General features: G+C 48.7%; 17 protein-coding genes and 1 pseudogene. 14 read left to right on the top strand and 4 right to left on the bottom strand.

Translation table 11 applies throughout. The features are described from left to right. Positions 1–21 precede the first annotated feature (21 nt). Complete coding sequence (locus tag ACO0KV_RS15025) at positions 22–3,672, top strand: sensor domain-containing phosphodiesterase (protein WP_423043456.1); 3,651 nt, start codon at positions 22–24, stop codon at positions 3,670–3,672. A 49-nt stretch (positions 3,673–3,721) separates the two neighbouring features. On the opposite strand, the gene ACO0KV_RS15020 is transcribed toward ACO0KV_RS15025, so the two are convergent. After that, positions 3,722–4,594 (bottom strand): MBL fold metallo-hydrolase, encoded by an 873-nt coding sequence (locus tag ACO0KV_RS15020; RefSeq protein WP_423043454.1) that lies wholly within the window; start codon positions 4,592–4,594, stop codon positions 3,722–3,724. Positions 4,595–4,822: 228 nt separating this feature from the next. On the opposite strand from ACO0KV_RS15020, the gene ACO0KV_RS15015 reads away from it, so the two are divergent. Beyond that, a complete protein-coding gene (locus ACO0KV_RS15015) occupies positions 4,823–5,632 on the top strand; it encodes a sulfite exporter TauE/SafE family protein (RefSeq protein WP_423043452.1) in 810 nt (269 codons plus the stop codon). Between the two features lie 14 nt (positions 5,633–5,646). Here ACO0KV_RS15015 and ACO0KV_RS15010 read toward each other — a convergent pair whose 3' ends face one another. Then, a complete protein-coding gene (locus ACO0KV_RS15010; protein ID WP_423043451.1) occupies positions 5,647–6,306 on the bottom strand; it encodes a GntR family transcriptional regulator in 660 nt (219 codons plus the stop codon). Positions 6,307–6,691: 385 nt separating this feature from the next. On the opposite strand from ACO0KV_RS15010, the gene dctP reads away from it, so the two are divergent. The 10 genes and pseudogenes from dctP (at position 6,692) to ACO0KV_RS14960 (ending at position 15,910) form a co-directional block, all read left to right on the top strand. Next, positions 6,692–7,657, top strand: a complete 966-nt coding sequence (gene dctP / locus ACO0KV_RS15005) for a TRAP transporter substrate-binding protein DctP (protein ID WP_423043507.1) — start codon at positions 6,692–6,694, stop codon at positions 7,655–7,657. Next, positions 7,654–8,226: a TRAP transporter small permease gene (locus tag ACO0KV_RS15000; protein ID WP_423043449.1), complete on the top strand. Its 573-nt coding sequence runs from the start codon at positions 7,654–7,656 to the stop codon at positions 8,224–8,226. Before dctP ends, ACO0KV_RS15000 begins: the two co-directional genes overlap by 4 nt. Beyond that, a complete protein-coding gene (locus tag ACO0KV_RS14995) occupies positions 8,223–9,572 on the top strand; it encodes a TRAP transporter large permease (RefSeq protein ID WP_423043447.1) in 1,350 nt (449 codons plus the stop codon). The genes ACO0KV_RS15000 and ACO0KV_RS14995 overlap by 4 nt, the downstream gene beginning before the upstream one ends. Then, positions 9,572–11,236: a malonate decarboxylase subunit alpha gene (mdcA, locus tag ACO0KV_RS14990; RefSeq protein ID WP_423043445.1), complete on the top strand. Its 1,665-nt coding sequence runs from the start codon at positions 9,572–9,574 to the stop codon at positions 11,234–11,236. Before ACO0KV_RS14995 ends, mdcA begins: the two co-directional genes overlap by 1 nt. Before the next feature lie 8 nt (positions 11,237–11,244). Beyond that, the gene (gene mdcC / locus ACO0KV_RS14985) at positions 11,245–11,559 is read left to right on the top strand and encodes a malonate decarboxylase acyl carrier protein (protein WP_423043443.1); all 315 of its coding nucleotides are present in this window, start codon (positions 11,245–11,247) and stop codon (positions 11,557–11,559) included. Continuing rightward, positions 11,556–12,431: pseudogene (locus ACO0KV_RS14980) on the top strand (biotin-independent malonate decarboxylase subunit beta); the annotation flags it as partial. The gene mdcC and the pseudogene ACO0KV_RS14980, both read left to right, overlap by 4 nt. A gap of 51 nt (positions 12,432–12,482) precedes the next feature. After that, complete coding sequence (gene mdcE, locus ACO0KV_RS14975) at positions 12,483–13,232, top strand: biotin-independent malonate decarboxylase subunit gamma (RefSeq protein WP_423043505.1); 750 nt, start codon at positions 12,483–12,485, stop codon at positions 13,230–13,232. Positions 13,233–13,256: 24 nt separating this feature from the next. Then, positions 13,257–13,982: a malonate decarboxylase holo-[acyl-carrier-protein] synthase gene (gene mdcG / locus ACO0KV_RS14970; RefSeq protein WP_423043441.1), complete on the top strand. Its 726-nt coding sequence runs from the start codon at positions 13,257–13,259 to the stop codon at positions 13,980–13,982. A gap of 4 nt (positions 13,983–13,986) precedes the next feature. Continuing rightward, entirely contained in the window at positions 13,987–14,952 is a 966-nt protein-coding gene (gene mdcB, locus ACO0KV_RS14965) for a triphosphoribosyl-dephospho-CoA synthase MdcB (RefSeq protein ID WP_423043439.1), read from the top strand. Further along, entirely contained in the window at positions 14,945–15,910 is a 966-nt protein-coding gene (locus ACO0KV_RS14960) for an ACP S-malonyltransferase (RefSeq protein WP_423043437.1), read from the top strand. The genes mdcB and ACO0KV_RS14960 overlap by 8 nt, the downstream gene beginning before the upstream one ends. Before the next feature lie 58 nt (positions 15,911–15,968). On the opposite strand, the gene infA is transcribed toward ACO0KV_RS14960, so the two are convergent. After that, a complete protein-coding gene (gene infA, locus ACO0KV_RS14955; RefSeq protein WP_423043435.1) occupies positions 15,969–16,232 on the bottom strand; it encodes a translation initiation factor IF-1 in 264 nt (87 codons plus the stop codon). A gap of 727 nt (positions 16,233–16,959) precedes the next feature. On the opposite strand from infA, the gene ACO0KV_RS14950 reads away from it, so the two are divergent. After that, complete coding sequence (locus tag ACO0KV_RS14950; protein ID WP_423043433.1) at positions 16,960–17,883, top strand: creatininase family protein; 924 nt, start codon at positions 16,960–16,962, stop codon at positions 17,881–17,883. Between the two features lie 32 nt (positions 17,884–17,915). Beyond that, the gene (locus ACO0KV_RS14945) at positions 17,916–19,172 is read left to right on the top strand and encodes a hypothetical protein (RefSeq protein WP_423043431.1); all 1,257 of its coding nucleotides are present in this window, start codon (positions 17,916–17,918) and stop codon (positions 19,170–19,172) included. 89 nt (positions 19,173–19,261) lie between these two features. On the opposite strand, the gene ACO0KV_RS14940 is transcribed toward ACO0KV_RS14945, so the two are convergent. After that, positions 19,262–19,351: IS3 family transposase (locus tag ACO0KV_RS14940; protein ID WP_423042293.1), on the bottom strand; the 90-nt coding region annotated here is incomplete at its 5' end.

Here is a 19,351-nt window from a genome sequence, read left to right as displayed (position 1 = left end):
GCGATACATGAGGGTTTTTAAGTGGAACTTAAACCGGCACATCGTAGTTTATTTGCTTATACCCGTAGCTTTTGGTGGCTACTCGTGGCCATGTTGTCGTTTGCTATTGTTCTGATTTTGTATTTGCGATCAGAATCGCAGGTTGATCGTGCCGCTGACCAGCGCGACGCCTCTTATCTCTTGTCTGAGGAATTAAGGCAGTCCTCTGATGATCTGACCAACATGGCGCGTAGCTATGTTGATACGGGAGATCGTCGCTATCAACAATTCTTTGAGCAAATTCTTGATATCCGCGACGGTAAGCAATCCCGCCCGATGACCCGTCACGTGAATTACTGGACCTTGTCTCCGGAGCAACTTACGTCGACGTATGAGCCCGTCGTGATACCCCTCGCAGCTGGTAAAAAAATATCGTTACTAGATCTCATGCGTCAATCTGGTTTTACGAATGAAGAGTTTTCAACGCTGGCAGAAGCAAAAAACGATTCTGATTTGCTGACTGACACCGAGCGAAAAGCGATGCGGTTGTTCGATGAGTCCCGTGAGCATTCCCGTGGAAATGCGATGGCCCGCAGTATGCTCTATGACGCAGACTATCTGCGTGCTAAAGCATCCATTATGCGCGCGGTTGATGAGGTGCATCGTCTGATGGATAAACGGACTGCGAAAGCGCTGGCTGAAATACAACTCTTCAATCAACGATTAAGACTCTGTTTTATCTTCTTTGGCGTGGCTTTTCTCGCATTGCTATGGCGGGCAAAACATGCGTTGAATCAGACGCTAGGCGCGCCTTTAGAGGACATCTATGCGATGCTGGCAGATTTAGGGAGTGGCGATTTCTCCCGAGTCATTCCGACGTCAAATGAGCAGGAGGGCAGCCTCAAGGACTCGATTGTACTGACCCAGAATAAGCTCGCCAAAGCCGAGATGAAACATCATGAAATCAACGAAAAAAATCGTCGATTGACAGGTTTATACAATGCGCTGAGTCAATGCAATCAAGCGATTGTCCGTAGTCATTCCGAAGCGGACCTGTTTGCTAAGATATGCCATAGTGCGGTTGTTTTCGGTGGTATGAAGATGGCTTGGATTGGTGTTATCGACGAAACGAATCAACAATTTGTCCCTGTGACCTATTACGGCAATAACGGACAAGAATACATGGATGGGCTGACCATCTCTCGGCAACCGAATGGCAATGGTCAGTTAGGCCCCATTTCTTGTGTGCTGATTAATGGTGAGCCAATGTGGTGTCAGGATTTTTTGCATGACGTCATGGATTACCATTGGTATGAACGCGCTGCTAGGTATGGCTGGCGATCAATGGCGATTTTGCCTTTGCATAAAAATGGCAAAATTATCGGTGCCTTTAATTTGTTTCTCGACAGCGTCAATGCGTTTGATGAAGCATCCTGTCAGTTGTTGCTAGAAATGACGGTGGATGTTAGTCACGCTCTGACCCGTTTTGAATTAGAGGAGGCGCGTTTTCATTCGCGTCAAACCGAGGCACTACGCAGTTATATGCTGGAAAAGATCACCAGCGGTCTGTCGTTATCAGACATATTGCGGGATGTGGTTTTGCGTTTAGAAATGATTATTCCAGATAGCATTTGTTCTGTCATGTTAGCAAGTGACGATGGTCAGCGTTTGCAATTCGGTGCGGCGCCGCATTTGCCAGCGTCTTATTGCGAAGCAATCGACGGTCTGGCAATCGCTCCAGGAGTTGGCTCTTGTGGAAACGCGATTGCGACAGGTCGACGGACAATTGCGGAAAATCTCGCAACCCATCCTTTCTGGGCAGCATACCTACCTCTTGTAGAAGCAGCAGGATTGGGCGCTTGTTGGTCGGAGCCCATCTACTCGTCAAACAACACTGTGTTAGGTGCTTTTGCAATTTATCATAAAAAACCTGCGACACCGCACACCTTCCATCTTCAATTACTGCAAATGGCAGCCCACTTTATCGCCATTGCGATTGAGCGCAAAAATTCAGAAGGCACGTTACGTAAGTTATCGCAGGCTGTCGAGCAGAGTTCAAACGCGATTATCATTACTGATCATCGGATTCATATCGAGTACGTCAATGCTGCATTTTTAAACAGTACCGGCAAGACACTTGAAGAAGTCATGGGAAAACGGCCTGATCTCTATCACAAAAATCAGCCGTCGAAGTTAAGCTATAAATCCATGTTACGCAATCTGCGTCAAGGACGAAGCTGGCATGCTGAACTCAATCATATGGACAGGTCCGGACGGGAGCATACCGACTTCATTCAGGTATCACCGATTCGCGATGAACGCGGAGATGTCCGTCATTTTTTATTTGTTCAGGAAGACATTACCGAGAAAAAACGTAGCGAAGAACGTATTCAGTATCTCGCGCATTTTGATGCACTGACTGGTGTCGCTAACCGTACTCTACTCGAGGAGCGGGCGCGCTTCGCACTCGGGCGCGCGGCACGTTCCAAAGAGTCGCTGGCAGTTGTTTTTTTTGATATTGACCATTTTAAAGATATCAATGACTCATTGGGCCATAGTTTCGGGGATGCTTTATTGGTTGAATTATCCAGACGTCTGGTGGGCAATTTACGTGCAGAGGATACGATTTCTCGCCTCGGCGGAGATGAATTTGTGTTGTTGTTACCCGGTATCGACGCCAATGGCGCGGAAGTGGTCGTGCAAAAATTAATGAGTTTGATTCAACAGATTTATTATGTCGGTGAGCTTGAACTCAATATCACCACTTCCATGGGCATTGCGGTGTATCCGAATGATGGCGATAATCTAGAAGCGCTGTCGAAAAACGCCGATGCAGCGATGTATCGCGCTAAGCGTGAAGGTCGTAATACATATCGTTTCTTTACCCCAGAAATGCAAGCGCGTTCAGCACGCCATCTTGAACTGGTCAATGCTTTACGTAACGCTTTAGAACGAGATCAGTTATCGCTGCAATACCAACCACAGATATCAATTGCCAGCGGCGAATTGATCGGTATCGAAGCATTGTTGCGCTGGGATCATCCTGAGCTTGGCAGTATTTCGCCCAATGAATTTATCCCTGTAGCAGAAGAAACCGGACAGATTCTTGCTATCGGTGAATGGGTTATACGTACCTCGATGACGCAATTGAAAGTATGGCATCAGCGAGGTTTTAATGACTTACGCATGGCAGTCAACCTATCGGCAGTGCAGTTCCGTCATGGTGATTTACCCAACACGATCAGTAGGATTTTGCAAGAAGCTGATATCAGTACCAAATATCTCGAGCTTGAGCTGACTGAGAGTGTCGCTATGCATGATCCAGAAGGGGCCGTTGAGATCATGAATAACTTGCATGAGCGTGGGGTACACATGTCGATTGATGATTTCGGTACAGGTTATTCTTCGCTCAGTTATTTAAAAAAATTCAAAGTATATAAACTCAAAATTGATCGTAGTTTTGTGCGCGATATTCATACCGATCCTGAGGACAAAGCCATTGTTAGTGCTGTAATTGGCCTCGCTAAGAGCTTGGGACTGAGGACGATTGCCGAAGGGGTGGAAACGGCAGAGCAGCTAGAGTTTTTACGCCAGCAAGGTTGTATCGAAGTACAAGGGTATTATTTTTCGCGCCCGTTAAGCGTAAGTCAGTTTGAGGACTTTGCACGGGAACGCACTGAGCTGCTGGCATAAAAACACTACTTGCGCGTGATCCGGAATATTGCTGAAACTAGCTTCTCCTTCAAAGCTGATTCAGCGGTATCTTCAAATAGGCGACGCCGTTGTCTTCCTTCTCAGGAAATTGCCCGGCTCGGATATTAATCTGAATCGCCGGTAACAAAAGCACTGGCATCTCCAACCCGCTATCGCGTTTTTTTCGCATGTTGACGAACTCTTCTTCACTCACACCATCGCGCACGTGGATGTTGTACGCTTTCTGTTCTGCAACCGTGGTCTGTAACACCGGTGCCCGGTCGTTCGGGGGATAATCGTGGCACAGGAAAAGGCGGGTCGCCGGTGGGAGTGCCAGCAGTTTTTGTATGGATGCATACAAGTGATGTGCGTCGCCACCTGGAAAATCGCAACGAGCCGTTCCCACATCAGGCATAAACATCGTATCGCCGATAAATACGGCATCGGCAGTCTCGTCGAAGAATAGATACGCCATATCCGCAGGCGTATGCCCAGGCAGAGAGATCGCTTTGGCTTGTAAATGTCCGATCTGAAACAGCGCATTGTCTTCGAATAAATGATCAAATTGCGAACCATCGGTTGCAAATTGTGGTTCCAGATGAAACAGGTGTTTGAAGACTGACTGTACCTGGCTGATGTGCTTACCAATGGCAATTTTGCCACCAGCATGCTGCCGCAGATAATAGGCTGCTGTTAAGTGATCGGCATGGGCGTGTGTTTCGAGAATCCAACTCAGCGTCAATTCATGCGCTTGCAGAAATTGCAGAATCAGATCTGCATGCTGCGTCTGGGTTCTGCCTGATTTGGGATCGTAATCGAGCACCGGATCGATCACCGCCGCGTGGCCTCCCTTTTCATCGTACACAACATGGGTGGCGGTAAAGGTGACAGGATCGAAAAAGCTTTCTATCTGTGGGTTCATAAAAATTGATTAAAAATGCATAAGAATGAATAAAACATACACTCATGGCAGGCGGATGACCGGCCATTTCTTACGATGTCTCGTGTTAAACAAATCACATTGATCAATGCACCGCAGACGATTTTTTGCACAGCACGCTGCAAAAATGATCTCGGGGCAGTCATTTCCAAGTATCATTATGCATTAAATGAATAAGCTTATGTGTTTTATGTATAAGGGGCCGCAAAGATGTTCTCGTTTGCACTCGTGTTGATGATGTTGGCTGGTATTGTGGTTGGTCTCGTGATGGGATTGACCGGTGCTGGTGGCGGTATCTTGGCTGTTCCTGTCTTAGTGTATAGCCAAGGATGGACCATGCAACAGGCAATGCCAGTGGCACTGCTGGCGGTGACTGTTGGCGCGATCATCGGTGCAATTGAAGGGTTCAGTAAGAATCTTGTGCGGTATCGTGCTGCCTTGTTGATGGCGCTGGCGGGGTGTTTCCCAACTTGGCTGGGTATTCAACTCGCGCAACACTTATCACAAGCATGGTTGATGCGTTGCTTTGCGGTATTGCTGATCTTGGTGGCGATGCGGCTTTACTCGCAGTTACGCAGGCACGTGCACGCCGAAGATAAAAAATCTTGCCTGGCACAAGTCAATGCGAATACTGGCCGTTTTGACTGGAATGCGAGATCAGCCGCTGTGATCGCTAGTATCGGTGGTGTTGCTGGTTTAAGTTCTGGATTATTAGGCGTTGGTGGCGGTTTTATTATCGTGCCTATGCTTCGACATTTTACGAATGTCAGTATGCATGGCGCAGTTGCGACGTCGTTATTCGTCATTTCGCTCGTGGGAACAATGGGCGTAGGGATGGCAGTTGCTAATGGTGCTAGCCTTCCGCTTTTGTTGTCAGCCTTGTTTGTCACGACGACAGTGATTGGAACCCTCACCGCACGTAAAATCGCTGCACATTTGCCCACCAACGTGGTGCAGCGGATTTTTATTGCACTTCTACTCGCCGTCGCGGTAAGCATGTTGTATCGTGTTACTGGCTGAGAAGTCGGCGGCGGTTACGCTTCTGTATTTAGATTTTTCAGAGAAGCAATTAAATCAGCGAACCGCTCACCCTGAATAATGATATGTCCGCGCAATAATTGCGCTGCCTGTTCGCCATCACCAGCCATGATCGCCTCTACCACCTGATCATGTTCATGAAATGACATTTTCACGCGATCACGTACCCGTAACTGCAAACGGCGGTAAGGCCGTAAGCGCCGATGCAGATTCAGTGCCTGCGTCGATAAAAATTCATTGTGACTACCCTGATAAATCAACTGATGAAACTGTTCATTTTGATAAAAGTAATCATCCGTATCATCGGTGTTGCTGGCGGATTGACAGGCAAGATGGGCCGCTTGTAATTCCTGCATTTCAGCTTTGCTCATTCGTCTTGCGGCCATGCGACCGCACATCGCCTCAAACTCAGCCATCACCTCAAACATTTCAACTAGTTGTTGTGGACTGATCGTTGCGACCTGCGCGCCACGTCGCGGGCGCATATCAATGATTCCCATGGAGGCCAATTGGATGAGCGCCTCACGGATTGGTGTGCGTGACACACCAAATTGTGTCGCCAACTCTGTCTCATCTAAATGATGGCCGGGTTGTAGATGACCCATGGCGATCATCTCTTCAATTTCTTCACGAAGGCTGGTTGAGCGATTTTTCATTCTGTGATCCCTGTGCAACTTGATAATAAGCGTCCCTAGTATATATTAGTGTTGACTTTGAATGCAAAATAAACGATCTTGTATACAAGAATTCAGGGAAGCACAAAAATACACCTTAACTACCTTGGTTTAACAGTTTGTTGTTCTCTTTCAGACAGCAAATTTGTAGAGATAAGAGAGTCAGGTGGCATTGCAGCGTTATTTCTGATCAATAGAGGAGCATCATCGAATAGCTCCCGAGATAAGTTTTACGACATTAAACTTAGGAGACAACATGTTTATCCCATCCAAAAAGCATGCCGTATCAGTCGGCAGTGACATCAATCAAACTAAAAACAGCAGAAGAACCGCTTTACAAGCCTTAAGTCTGGCACCGTTGGCAGCTATGTTGCCTAGTGCTGTCTGGGCGCAAAATCAGGTCTTAAAAATCTCTCACCAATTTCCTGGTGGCACGATTGACACTGGCGACTTCCGCGATCGCATTTGCCGCCAGTTTGCTGTTGAAGTTGAAAAACGCAGCAACGGTAGTCTCAAATTTGAGATTTATCCTGGATCTTCGCTGATGAAGACCAACGCCCAGTTCTCATCGATGCGCAAAGGCGCACTGGACTTGTCGCTGGTGCCTCTCTCCTATGCAGGTGGTGAGGTGCCAGAGGTCAATATTGGACTGATGCCAGGGCTGGTGCCATCGTATGAAGTCGGCGCTGCTTGGAAGAATGCCGAAGTGGGCAAAGAGCTGGCACGCATTCTGCAAGAAAAAGGCGTGATCATCGTTAGCTGGATCTGGCAGGCGGGTGGTGTGGCTTCGCGGACGAAAGCGGTTGTGGATCCGGACGATGTCAAAGGTATGAAAATCCGTGGTGGATCGCGTGAGGTTGATCTGGTGTTGAAAGCTGCTGGTGCTGCGGTGGTCTCGTTGCCCTCCAATGAAATCTACGCGGCAATGCAAACTGGCGCGATGGAAGCAGCAATGACGTCATCGACCTCGCTGATTTCCTTCAGACTCGAAGAAGTGTCCAAGTTCCTAACCACTGGTCGCGGTCAGAGTTACTGGTACATGCTGGAACCATTAATGATCTCCAAAGCGACCTTCGACAAACTGACCAAAGAACAGCAAAACCTCATTATGACGGTCGGTGCAGAAATGGAAGCGATAGCAACCAAGGCGGCCAAACAAGATGACATCACTGTGGCGACAGTGTATGAAAAGAAAGGCGCGAAAATAGTTGACCTCAATGCGGCGACCGTCAAAAAATGGCAAGCCATCGCGCGGACAACAGCGTGGAAAGACTATTCTGACCGTAATGAAAGTTGCGCAAAATTGATGAAACTGGCGGAGAAATTGCTATGAGTCATGGCTTTGAACCTGTCACCGCGCAATTGCCCGCACTACCGGATCAACAATGGTTACGGGCGCTGGTCGTGGCGATTAATTTTTTAAACCGCCAGATCGTCAACGCCTCGATGGTGGGCATGTTTATCACCACGCTGGTGTTGACGTATTCGGTCGTCAGTCGTTATCTGTTTCAGGTGCCGACGGACTGGCAAGATGAAGCGTGTGTATTCATGTTGATTGGGATTAGTTTTTTTTCAGCAGCCTACGTGCAGTCTTACCGCGGTCATATCGGTATCGAAGTGCTCTCATCAATGTTACCGCCGAAGATCAATGCGTTGCGCTTGATTCTGGTGGATATTGCCAGCGCCGCTTTTTGCGGATTCTTTTCCTGGAAATCATGGACCCTCTTTCATGAAGCTTGGGTAGAAGGCCAAACCACCTCATCGACTTTCGCACCACCACTGTGGATACCGTATGCCATGATGGCATTTGGCATGACGCTGTTGTCGTTGCAGATTGTGTTGCAAGTCATGACTGCCTTGTTGAAAAAAAACGATCACTATAAAAAAGTGGAGACCGCATGAGCCCATTAACTTTAGGCACCTTGTATGGCGCGGTGACGCTGATTGTCATGTTTTCAGGCATGCCGATTGCGTTTGCTTTAGGCATTGTTGCCAGCGCATTCATGTATTTTTTTATGCCTGCATCGTCGCTCGATACGATTACGCAAAACGTGTACGAAGAGATGGCATCGATTACTTTGTTGTCGATTCCTTTATTCATTTTAAAAGGTGCGGCGATTGGTAAATCATCGGCAGGTAAGGACTTGTATTCTGCGATTCATGCGTGGATGCACAAGGTGCCAGGTGGATTAGGTATCGCGAACGTGTTTGCGTGTGCGATGTTTGCAGCCATGGCGGGGTCTTCTCCTGCAACTTGTTCTGCGATTGGTTCTGCAGGTATTCCGGAAATGCGCCGTCGTGGTTATTCGCCAGGATTTGCCGCAGGTATCATTGCTGCTGGTGGTACTTTAGGTATTTTGTTGCCACCTTCGATTACCATGATTTTGTATGCCGTCGCTGCTGAGCAATCGCTGGGTCGTTTATTTTTAGCTGGTGTCGGACCGGGTGTATTGCTGGTCTTGTTATTTGCAGGATACGCGGTATTCAGAGCGCGCAAGGAATATGCAGTTGCGTATGAGGCATATCAAAAAGACGGAATTCAATCGGCGTATCTTGAGGAGGAACATTTCAGTCTCAAGCAAAAATTAGAAATGCTGCCGCGCGTTCTGCCATTTGTCGTTTTGTTGATCGGTGTGATGGTCGCCTTGTATGGTGGCTATGCAACACCCTCTGAAACCGCAGGCTTGGGTGCGTTGTTAGCGATGGGTTTGATTGCGATTGTGTATCGCGTGTGGCGACCACGTCAGATGGCACCATTTATCTCAGCGACGATCAAAGAATCAACGATGCTGCTGTTTATCATCGGTATGTCTTTGTTGTACTCGTATGTGATGAGTTATCTCAATATCAGTCAGTCCGCTGCACAATGGGTTGTTGGTCTACATTTGAGTAAGTGGTTATTGCTGATGGTGATTCTGGCGATGGTGATTGTGTTTGGTTTCTTTTTGCCACCGGTATCAATCATTTTGATGATGTGTCCTATCATCTTGCCGCCACTGAAAGAAGCGGGCTTTGATCTGATCTGGTTTGGCGTTGTCATGACGATTGTGATGGAGATGGGCTTGATTCATCCACCGGTGGGGTTGAATATTTTTGTGATTAAGAATATCGCGCCGGATATTACGTTAAAAGAAATTATCTGGGGTGTTTTTCCATTCCTGGGTCTGATGTTATTAGCGGTGATTTTGTTATGTGTCTTCCCGCAAATTGCGACGGCGTTTCCGGATAGTTTAATGGGAGTGAAATAATGGCCGCGACAGGTCGCTGGAATACGCTGCAAATAAATCGCGTGCAACGCCTTGAGCGCGTGGCGCAAGTGTTAGGTACTGATTTGCAAGGTAAGATTTTGCCGCAAACACGGGTCGGCGACCTATTGCACGCCGCGCTGGAAGTGGGAGACCGTGTTTGTATTGAAGGCAATAATCAAAAGCAAGCGGACTTCTTGGCAAAAGCGATGACGCAGTTGGATCCGCAGCGGATTAATCAACTGCATATGCTGCAATCCGTATTGGCGTTGCCAGAGCATCTGGATGTATTTGAAAATGGCATTGCCTCTAAGCTGGATTTTTCGTTTTCTGGACCACAAGCGGGGCGGCTGGCAAAGTTGGTTTCTGCGGGCAAGCTAAACATTGGCGCAATCCATACGTATCTCGAATTGTACGCCCGCTATTTTGTTGACCTAACCCCAAGGGTGGCTTTAGTTGCAGCGCAGGCAGCGGATCGTCAAGGCAATTTATACACGGGACCTAACACCGAAGATACGCCGCCGATTGTGGAAGCAACGGCGTTCAAATCCGGTATCGTTATTGTTCAGGTCAATGAGATTGTTGATGTACTGCCGCGGGTGGATATTCCTGCTGACTGGGTGGATTATGTTGTCAAGGCGCCGACACCACATTACATCGAACCGCTGTTCACACGCGATCCTGCCTTGATTTCAGAAATCCAGATTCTGATGGCGATGATGGCAATCAAAGGGATTTATGCTCAATATGAAGTGAAGCGCTTAAATCATGGTATTGGTTTTGATACCGCCGCGATCGAATTGCTGTTGCCGACCTATGCTGCATCATTAGGACTGAAAGGCAAAATCGCCAGCCATTGGGCGCTCAACCCTCATCCTGCGTTAATCCCAGCAATTGAGGCGGGCTTTGTCTCTTCGGTACATTCGTTTGGTTCTGAGTTGGGGATGGAAGACTATATCCGCGCTCGTTCTGATGTGTTTTTTGTGGGTCCTGATGGCTCCATGCGCAGTAACCGTGCGATGAGTCAGGCAGCGGGTCATTATGCGTGCGATATGTTTATTGGCTCGACTTTACAGATTGATCTGCAAGGGAATTCGTCAACGGCCACCTTGGGCCGCATCGCAGGATTTGGCGGCGCCCCCAACATGGGGGCAGATGCGCGTGGACGGCGTCATGCCAGCCCCGCATGGTTAAAAGCGGGACGCGAAGCAAGGGATGGAAAATATGCAATGCCGCGTGGTCAGAAACTCGTGGTGCAGATGGTGGAAACGTTCCGCGAACATATGCAACCCGCGTTTGTTGAAAAGCTCGATGCGTGGCAATTGGCTCAACAGGCAAATATGGAATTGCCACCAGTGATGATTTATGGTGAAGACGTCAGCCATATTTTGACAGAAGAAGGCATCGCCAACTTGTTACTGTGCCGGACAGACGAAGAGCGTGAACAAGCCATTCGTGGTGTGGCAGGTTATACCGCAGTTGGTCTGGGCAGAGATCAGCGGATGGTCGAGAATCTGCGCGACCGAGGCATTATCAAGCGACCAGAAGATCTTGGCATCGACAAGCGTGATGCCACCCGCGATCTGTTGGCCGCAAAAAATATGAAAGACTTGGTACGGGCCTCCGAAGGGTTGTATCAGCCACCAAAACGTTTCAGAAACTGGTAAGGACGCGTATGGAAACTTTAGTATTTCGTTTTGAAAACGGCACCCGTCAATTACCCCTTAATCCGCAACTGGTTGGCGTGGTCAGTTCTGGTAATTTAGAAGTGCTGGTCAATCATGCTGATTTACAATCGGCGTGTGAAATTGAAATCAATACCGCCGCGATTGGCTTTGCTACCATCTGGGAAGCGGTGATGAAAGATTTTAATGCGCGCTGGCAGTTGGCGAATGTACGGATTGCCATTAACGATATGGGGGCGACGCCAGCCGTGGTGAGTTTACGCCTCGATCAGGCGATCGAAGCAAGTCTGGAAGCGACAACATGAATAGTTATATCGAGGCCACAGCGCGGCAGCGGATCCATGCCCTGATCGATGGTTTTACAGAAATTTTACCACCGGCAAAATCCTGGACGAGTCCACATCTGCCGCAATTAAATGCACCAGTGTCGTTTGATGACGGTGTCATTATTGGTATTGGACAATTGGGTGGGCACCGCGTATTTGCAGCAGCCCAGGAGGGCGGTTTTATGGGCGGCGCCGTGGGTGAAGTGCATGGCGCTAAACTGGTCGGACTGATGCGTCGCGCTGTCATCGATAAACCAGCCGCTGTCATTTTGCTAGCAGAGTCTGGTGGTGTCCGTTTGCATGAAGCCAATGCAGGCTTAATCGCTGTTTCTGAGGTGATGCGTGCCGTGTTTGCGGTACGTGCAGCGGGGATTCCGGTGATTGTCATTAATGGTGGCAGTAATGGCTGCTTTGGCGGCATGGGGATCGTTGCCCGTTGTACGAATGCAGTCATCATGTCAGAAGAAGCGCGTTTGGCGATGTCTGGTCCTGAAGTGATTGAAACCGCGAACGGTGTTGAAGAATTTGATTCAAAAGACCGTGCCTTAGTCTGGCGTACAACGGGTGGCAAGCATCGTTATCTGATGGGCGACTGCCAGATGCTCGTTGCGGATGACGTGGCTGAATTTAAGGCAGCAGCGATTGCGGCGATTGACGCTTTAACAGGCAAAGAGGCTGGGTCTGTGTCACTCGGTCTGGCAGGGTTGGAGTATGACCAGTCCATGATGGCACAACGGATTGCGGCGTTTGGTGATTGTCATGAGCCAATGGAAATCTGGAAAAAATTGGGTATCGCTGAGCCAGAAAAAATTGCGATGCTTGATGCGAGCGCGTTTCGCGAACTCGTTGCCGAACAATTAACTCATGCGGACAAGAACCAGAATCGTGCGCCAGCGCAAGAAATGAGCGCTGCTGTTGATGCACAAATCAATCAGGATCAACAGGTATATTGGCGTCAGGTCGCGGCACAACTGTTCCCACAAGGGCATACCATCACCGAGGCAGCAGATTTTTTATCTGGCACCGCTAAAGTCAATGGCATCACTATCAGCGTCATTGGCACGACGACACATACACCAATCGGTGTTGAAATTGCGCTCAGACAAGCACAAGCAGTCTTGCGGACAGTACGTGATTTTCCGCAACGGCCGATTTTACTCATGGTCGATACACAGGGACAACGTTTACGCCATCGTGATGAAATGTTAGGCATTAACAGCTATATGGCGCATCTTGGCAAATGTCTGGAACTGGCGCGGCAATCCGGTCATAAAATTATTGCGCTGGTCTATGATCAGGCCTTATCTGGTGGTTTTATTACCAGTGGGATGATGGCTGACGCGTGTTATGCGCTACCTGCAGCAACCATCCGCGTGATGGGCTTACCGGCAATGGCCAGAATCACGAAAGTGTCTGAGGAACGCCTCATAGAATTAGCTAAGGATAATCCTGTGTTTGCCCCTGGACCATCGAATTACGAACGCATGGGTGGTATTGAGGCCGTCTGGGAAGATGATTTAGCCACCCAATTGCTGTCAGCATTCGATAATGCAGATCCAGTTGATCAGCGTATTGCCACTGGCGCAACACGAGGTGGCCGTTCGATGGCACAAAAAGTAGTGAATGCCGTATTATCTGAACCTGTTTCGTGATCAGGACTTTAAGATGAAGGCGGTGTGGAATTGGATCAGGTAGCGCACTTTCAACGACATGACCTGGTGTGGTTGTCACCTCAGGCATGGGCGAGCGTTTTTACGCAACAAATGGCGCTGGTGCCTGACGAATTCACAGGGCTGACCTTACAAGCTTTGCACCGTTGGCAGCAGGAAGAGTGGCCCGCTGTGGTGCGTCGGCGTGATGTCGATGCCAAGCAAGATGAGGTCTGCATTGGTTTTGCTTTGGTACCGGAGAAAGAACCTAAACCACGCAAGCCACGCATCTCCGCCAGAGTCAAAGTACAAGACATTCTGGAGCATCAGCCCTCATTGGCACTCGTGACAGTGATACCGTTTGTTGCCGCACGTTGGCAACAGGACTTACGTTTTTTTAATAATGAAGCGAGTGCGGTAGGCATACGCTGGCGCGTCTATGGTTCTCTGGTGTTTGAGTTTCTGACAGGGCAAAGTTACGTCAATGAGCAATCCGACATTGATGTGTTATTCCGTCCGCAAAACCAAGAGCATCTGGTTCAGGGGCTTGCCTTATTACGCAAATATCAGACGTTGCTGCCATTGGACGGCGAGATCATTTTTCCTGCTGGTCAAGCGGTCGCATGGAAAGAATGGTCTTTATCGGATCTGGTGCCTGAGCCCAGTCATGCACAACGTCTGTTAGTCAAGGACAATCAACAGGTCAGATTGATGTCGAAACTCGACCTGCTACAAAGTTTAAATCTGGTCTGATCACATGTCCATTTTCCTTTCTTCTGCGACGGCTGCTCCCTACGAAAGCCAAGTAACATCAGGGATGGGTCATCAGCCAGCACTGACAATCGCACAGCGTCGCGGTGTTGCGGCAGTGGTTGCACGCATTGCTGTTCGTAGTCTTTACACAGAGCTCGTCCTGTATCCCAAACCTGGACTGGTCTCGCTGCGCGATAACGGTAGTCATACGGATATGAATGCAGAGACGTTTTTACGTAGCTTGTTTTCGTTGCGCCATTATTTCCGTGACATGACTTTAGCCGGTATCGCAGGTGCGGATTTTCAGACATTAAAAGAGCTTGGCATTCACGCGGAACAACGGATGCTCATCGCGACAAAGGGTATCAACACGCATCGTGGAGCAATTTTTTGCTTAGGGCTGTTATGTGCAGCGCTTGGACACTGTCTGGAACACAGATTCTCAGCCAATCAGATACGTTCTGCATTGATTGCACAGTGGGGGACTGATCTGACTACACATAGCGTCGTCGCGTTGCATGAGGCGGCGACGGTATTATCTGAGCATTCGCTCAGCCATGGTTTGCAAGTGGCTCAACATTACGCGATTAGCGGTGCAAGAGAAGAAGCGGCATTGGGCTTTCCTTCCGTCTTTGAGCTTGCCTTGCCGCACCTGTTACAGAGTCTGAAGGCGGGGCGGAGTACGACAGAAGCGCAAATTGATGCTTTGTTTTTACTCATGGCAAATATGCACGATACCAATGTGTACTACCGTGGTGGTGCAGAGGCAGCGGCGTTTTCACGTCAGTCCGCGCGTCACTTTTTGAATGCCGGTGGTACTGCGCAGACCGATTGGCTCAACCAAGCACAAGCATGCCATCAGGCGTTTGTGATACGTCGCCTTTCTCCTGGTGGCGCTGCTGATTTATTAGCCGCAACCTGGTTTATTTATCAGGTAGAGAACACCGTATTTAGTGGTTGCAATGCGTAAGTTTGCATTGCTGTGTCCAGGGCAGGGCGGGCAGCATCCCGATATGTTTGCTCTCGCTGAGACCAACGAGCATGCCGCAATATTATTAGCGCAGCTTGACACCAATGGGTGTTTTGGGTTGGCATTGAAGCATCTGTTAAATACTCCAGATCAGCTGTTTGACAATCAATTTGCGCAACCTCTCATCGTTGCCGCATCGCTGCTCAACTGGGTTGCTTTGTGTGCTCAATCGGGGATGGACGGCATAACACCAGTGCTGGTTGCGGGGTATAGCGTTGGTGAGCTTGCGGCGCATGCCATCAGTGGTGAGATGAATGTGGAACAGGCAGTGAGCCTTGCTCGCATGAGAGGGCTGGCGATGCAATCGTGTGTTGCGTCAGGCTTATCGCAGGCGATGCTGGCCGTCAGTGGCATCCATATTGACCGCTTGCAGCAATTTTGCCTTATACACCGGTTGTATATTGCGATCGTGACGGCAGAGAATAACGCGATTGTTGCTGGTCTTCGCACGGATGTTGTTGCGGCAGAATCGATACTACGTCAGCAGACGACAGGGCAACTTCACTTATCCATGTTGCCAGTCCATATTGCATCCCACACACCGTTGATGGTTGATGCAACGCCAGTATTTGCCCGAGCATTAGAGGGTATATTCAATCAGCAGACAAAGCCGATCATCACCCCAGTGGTCGCGGGGGTGAATGCCTTGAAGGTAAGGGATAGTTACGGTAGCAAGCAGAGCCTGCTGGCGCAGATGACACAGACGATCCGTTGGCACGAATGCATGGATGCATATCACGAGGCGGGTATCGAGGTTGTGCTCGAGCTAGGTCCCGGTTCTGCCCTATCGCGCATGCTACAAGCGCGTCATCCGCATATCGCATGCCGCTCTGTCGCGGATTTCCGTAGTTGGTCCGCGGTGGCAGAGTGGGTGACGCGACAAGTATTTTCAGACTGAGATTAGCTGCGTAAACACTTTACGCACCAATCCTGACCTGATTTAACGGTAATTGCTATCAGTAACGACGACGTGGCTGACCGCCGCCACCACCATTTTGTTTTTCGATATGGCGGAAAGTAATCCGGCCTTTACTCAAATCATAAGGTGACATTTCTAAAGTCACTTTGTCACCCGCCAGAATGCGGATGTGATGCTGGCGCATCTTGCCTGACGTATAGGCAATCAACTGATGTCCATTTTCGAGGTTAACGCGGAAACGGGAATCCGGTAACACTTCTTCAACCATACCACTCATTTCTAAGAGTTCTTCTTTTGCCATTGTATTTTCACATTCATAAAAAGTGTAACTAGGGATAAATACCGCCCTGCATATCGTAGGCGGATCATGCCAGCTGGCGAACAACATCACCGGCCAGGATTGGGTATTTGATTCTTGGCGCACGTGGCTTACACGGATCGTGTGCAATGGCGCAAAAATGATACGTTATGTAGGCTGAATCTGCGGTACTGATATGCAGCAAGCAAAGACAGTGCGTGAGATTGAAACGAGGTCAAGGTCACCACAACATACAACTAGAGGGTGTCCAGATAGAGTCACAGATACAAGAAAATCTGTTCGATCAAAAGAAAACCGATCTACAAGATGGGGATTATACCTTGATGTGGTGGTTTAACCGAAAATCTTCGGCTAATTTAAAGAAATAATGCGACTTTAGGTAGGTTAGCGGACATTCGGCGGTAAATTTTGCCTTTTTATCTAGTTCCTACGGATAGCATATCTATCATATTGTCTTGGCAAATTTTTTGCCTCTGCTTGTCATGTATTTGCAAAATACAAATAACTCATCTCGTCTTCTTATAGGAACCATTTCGCGCAAGTTCTATCTTAAAAAAAGAAACGCTTATTATGGGCTTCGTACAATAGTTTCGTCCTTCAAAGGGAGTTAGCCGAATTTTTTCTTGGTTTCAGATCAATAAAAGCCATCACAGTGCTATTTTTTTATTGCGCTGCTCTTTTTTCCAAATTTCGGCCTCATAATTCGTCTATGAATTCTTTGACAGAAAATCGGCACACTCGCATCAGTGCCTCTAGCGCAACGGCTGTTCAACGTAGTGAGCGGCTCATTGCCCGAAACATCAACGATGCTTCACTGGCAATGAGGCGACTTAGTCGAGCCTTGGTCGTGCTGGCATGTTGCATTGCGCCACAGACACCTTGTTTTGCTACAACGCCAGAAGTCGAGCTTGATCATATGACCTGGACCGAAGTGCAGCATCGGCTTGCCAGTGGTAGCACGACGATTCTGATTCCGATTGGTGGCACCGAGCAAAGCGGGCCTTACGTTGCTTTAGGCAAGCACAATGTCCGTGCGTATTTATTGGCACAAAAGATTGCGCAAACTCTGGGAAATGCTTTAGTCGCACCAGTGATTTCTTATGTACCAGAGGGGAGTATTCATCCCCCCGCAGGGCATATGCGATTTACAGGGACGATCTCGATCCCAGACAGTGCGTTTGAATCGATGCTGGAGGGCACTGCACGCAGTTTTAAACAACATGGTTTTAAGGACGTGATTTTTTTAGGTGACCATGGCGGTTATCAAAAAAATATGCAAAAAGTAGCGAACCGACTGGATCGCGAGTGGGCTAACGATCCATCCTGCCATGTAGTGGCATTGAATGAATATTATCAGGCCGTTTCAGTGACTTACGTCAACACCTTGCGTCGTCGCGGGTTTAGTATGGCGGAAATCGGATTGCATGCTGGGTTAGCGGATACCGCGTTGACTATGGCGTTGGATCGGTCTCTTGTGCGTAGCGATGCGATGAGTCATGCCGCTAAGCCGACCGAGGCAGACGGTGTATATGGCGATCCACGCCATGCGACAGAAGAATTAGGACAGTTAGCCGTCAAACAAATTATAGATACGTCAGTTGCAGCGATAAAACACGTGACTGCCACCCGATAAACACCATTGAACTGAAGTAACGAGTATTACGTATGTCTTTAAAATTTAAAAATATCATTCGTGTTGGCATCACTGCAGCTCTGTCCGTTGCTGGCTTTCACTTTTTAGTGGCAGGCGCTACCCCAGCCGTTCAACCAGCAGTAAAAATTACCACCGTGCCTGGAATGCCAGCAGTGATTGACGCTCGTAATTTGTACAGCGAGACAGGGTCGGGCCATTTGAGTCCACAGGTCAAAGATGATCTGGAGCGTGTTTATGTACCTAATTTGCGCTCTAACGATGTATCTGTGATTGATCCGCTTACGCTCAAAGTTGTGGATCGGTTTAAGGTTGGTAAGGCACCGCAACATATCGTACCTTCTTGGGACCTGCGCACCTTGTGGGTGGCGAACAATGCGGAGCGCCTCGATTCTGGCAGCCTGACGCCGATTGATCCGCGTTCCGGAAAACCAGGAAAAGCGTTGCCGGTGGATGATCCGTACAATTTATATTTCACGCCAGATGGACGTTCCGCGATTGTCGTAGCAGAAGCGAAGCATCGACTGGATTTCCGTGATCCACACACGATGGCATTGCAGTATGCGATTTCGACGCCACAATGCGGCGGTATCAATCACGCTGATTTTTCGATGGATGGTAGCTATGCCATTTTTACCTGCGAATTTGACGGCAGTATTGCTAAGATCGATTTGAAGAGTCGCTCTGTCGTTGGCTATCTCAAATTAGCCATGCCAGCTATCCGGTTTAAGGATGTTCCTAGTCTCGCAGGTCCGGGTGCGACAGAGATTTGCTCATCCAAAAAAGGGATGCCGCAAGATATCCGTATCTCGCCGGATGGCAAGCGGTTTTATGTTGCTGATATGGAAGCCGATGGCGTCCACATCATTGATGGCGATGCATTTAAAGAGATTGGCTTAATTCCGACGGGTGTGGCTGCCCACGGCTTGTACCCAAGTCGAGATAACACCAAATTGTATGTCGCTAACCGTGGCTCGCATCTGATTCATGGCCCGCGTAATGGCAAAGGTAGCGTTACCGTCATCGATTTTGCCAGCGGTAAAGTGGTGCAACAATGGCCAATCCCAGGTGGGGGTAGCCCAGACATGGGTAACGTGAGCGCCGATGGTAAATTTCTATGGTTATCTGGCCGCTACGATGACGTGGTCTATCGCATTGATACTGTTACTGGTGCCGTCAACAAAGTCGCTGTTGGTCAGGAGCCACACGGACTGACGGTATGGCCGCAACCAGGACGCTATTCATTAGGACATACGGGTAATTTACGTTAAATCGTCAGTGTTAGTATCAATTGTAGTAGGACAAATATAAAAAAACGCCGGCAAATGAACTGACCCCATTTAGTTGGACAGTTTAATTGCTATGCTACTAAGGGCTGATTTCTGTATTGCACAGGACTCAGCCCTTTTAATTTCATTTTGATGCGGTCATGATTATAGTATCGAATATA

This window comes from Undibacterium sp. RuRC25W, from assembly GCF_049339825.1.
GTDB lineage: Bacteria > Pseudomonadota > Gammaproteobacteria > Burkholderiales > Burkholderiaceae_D > Undibacterium.
Note: the sequence above shows the minus strand (reverse complement) of the source record. Positions and strands in the feature narration are given on the sequence as shown.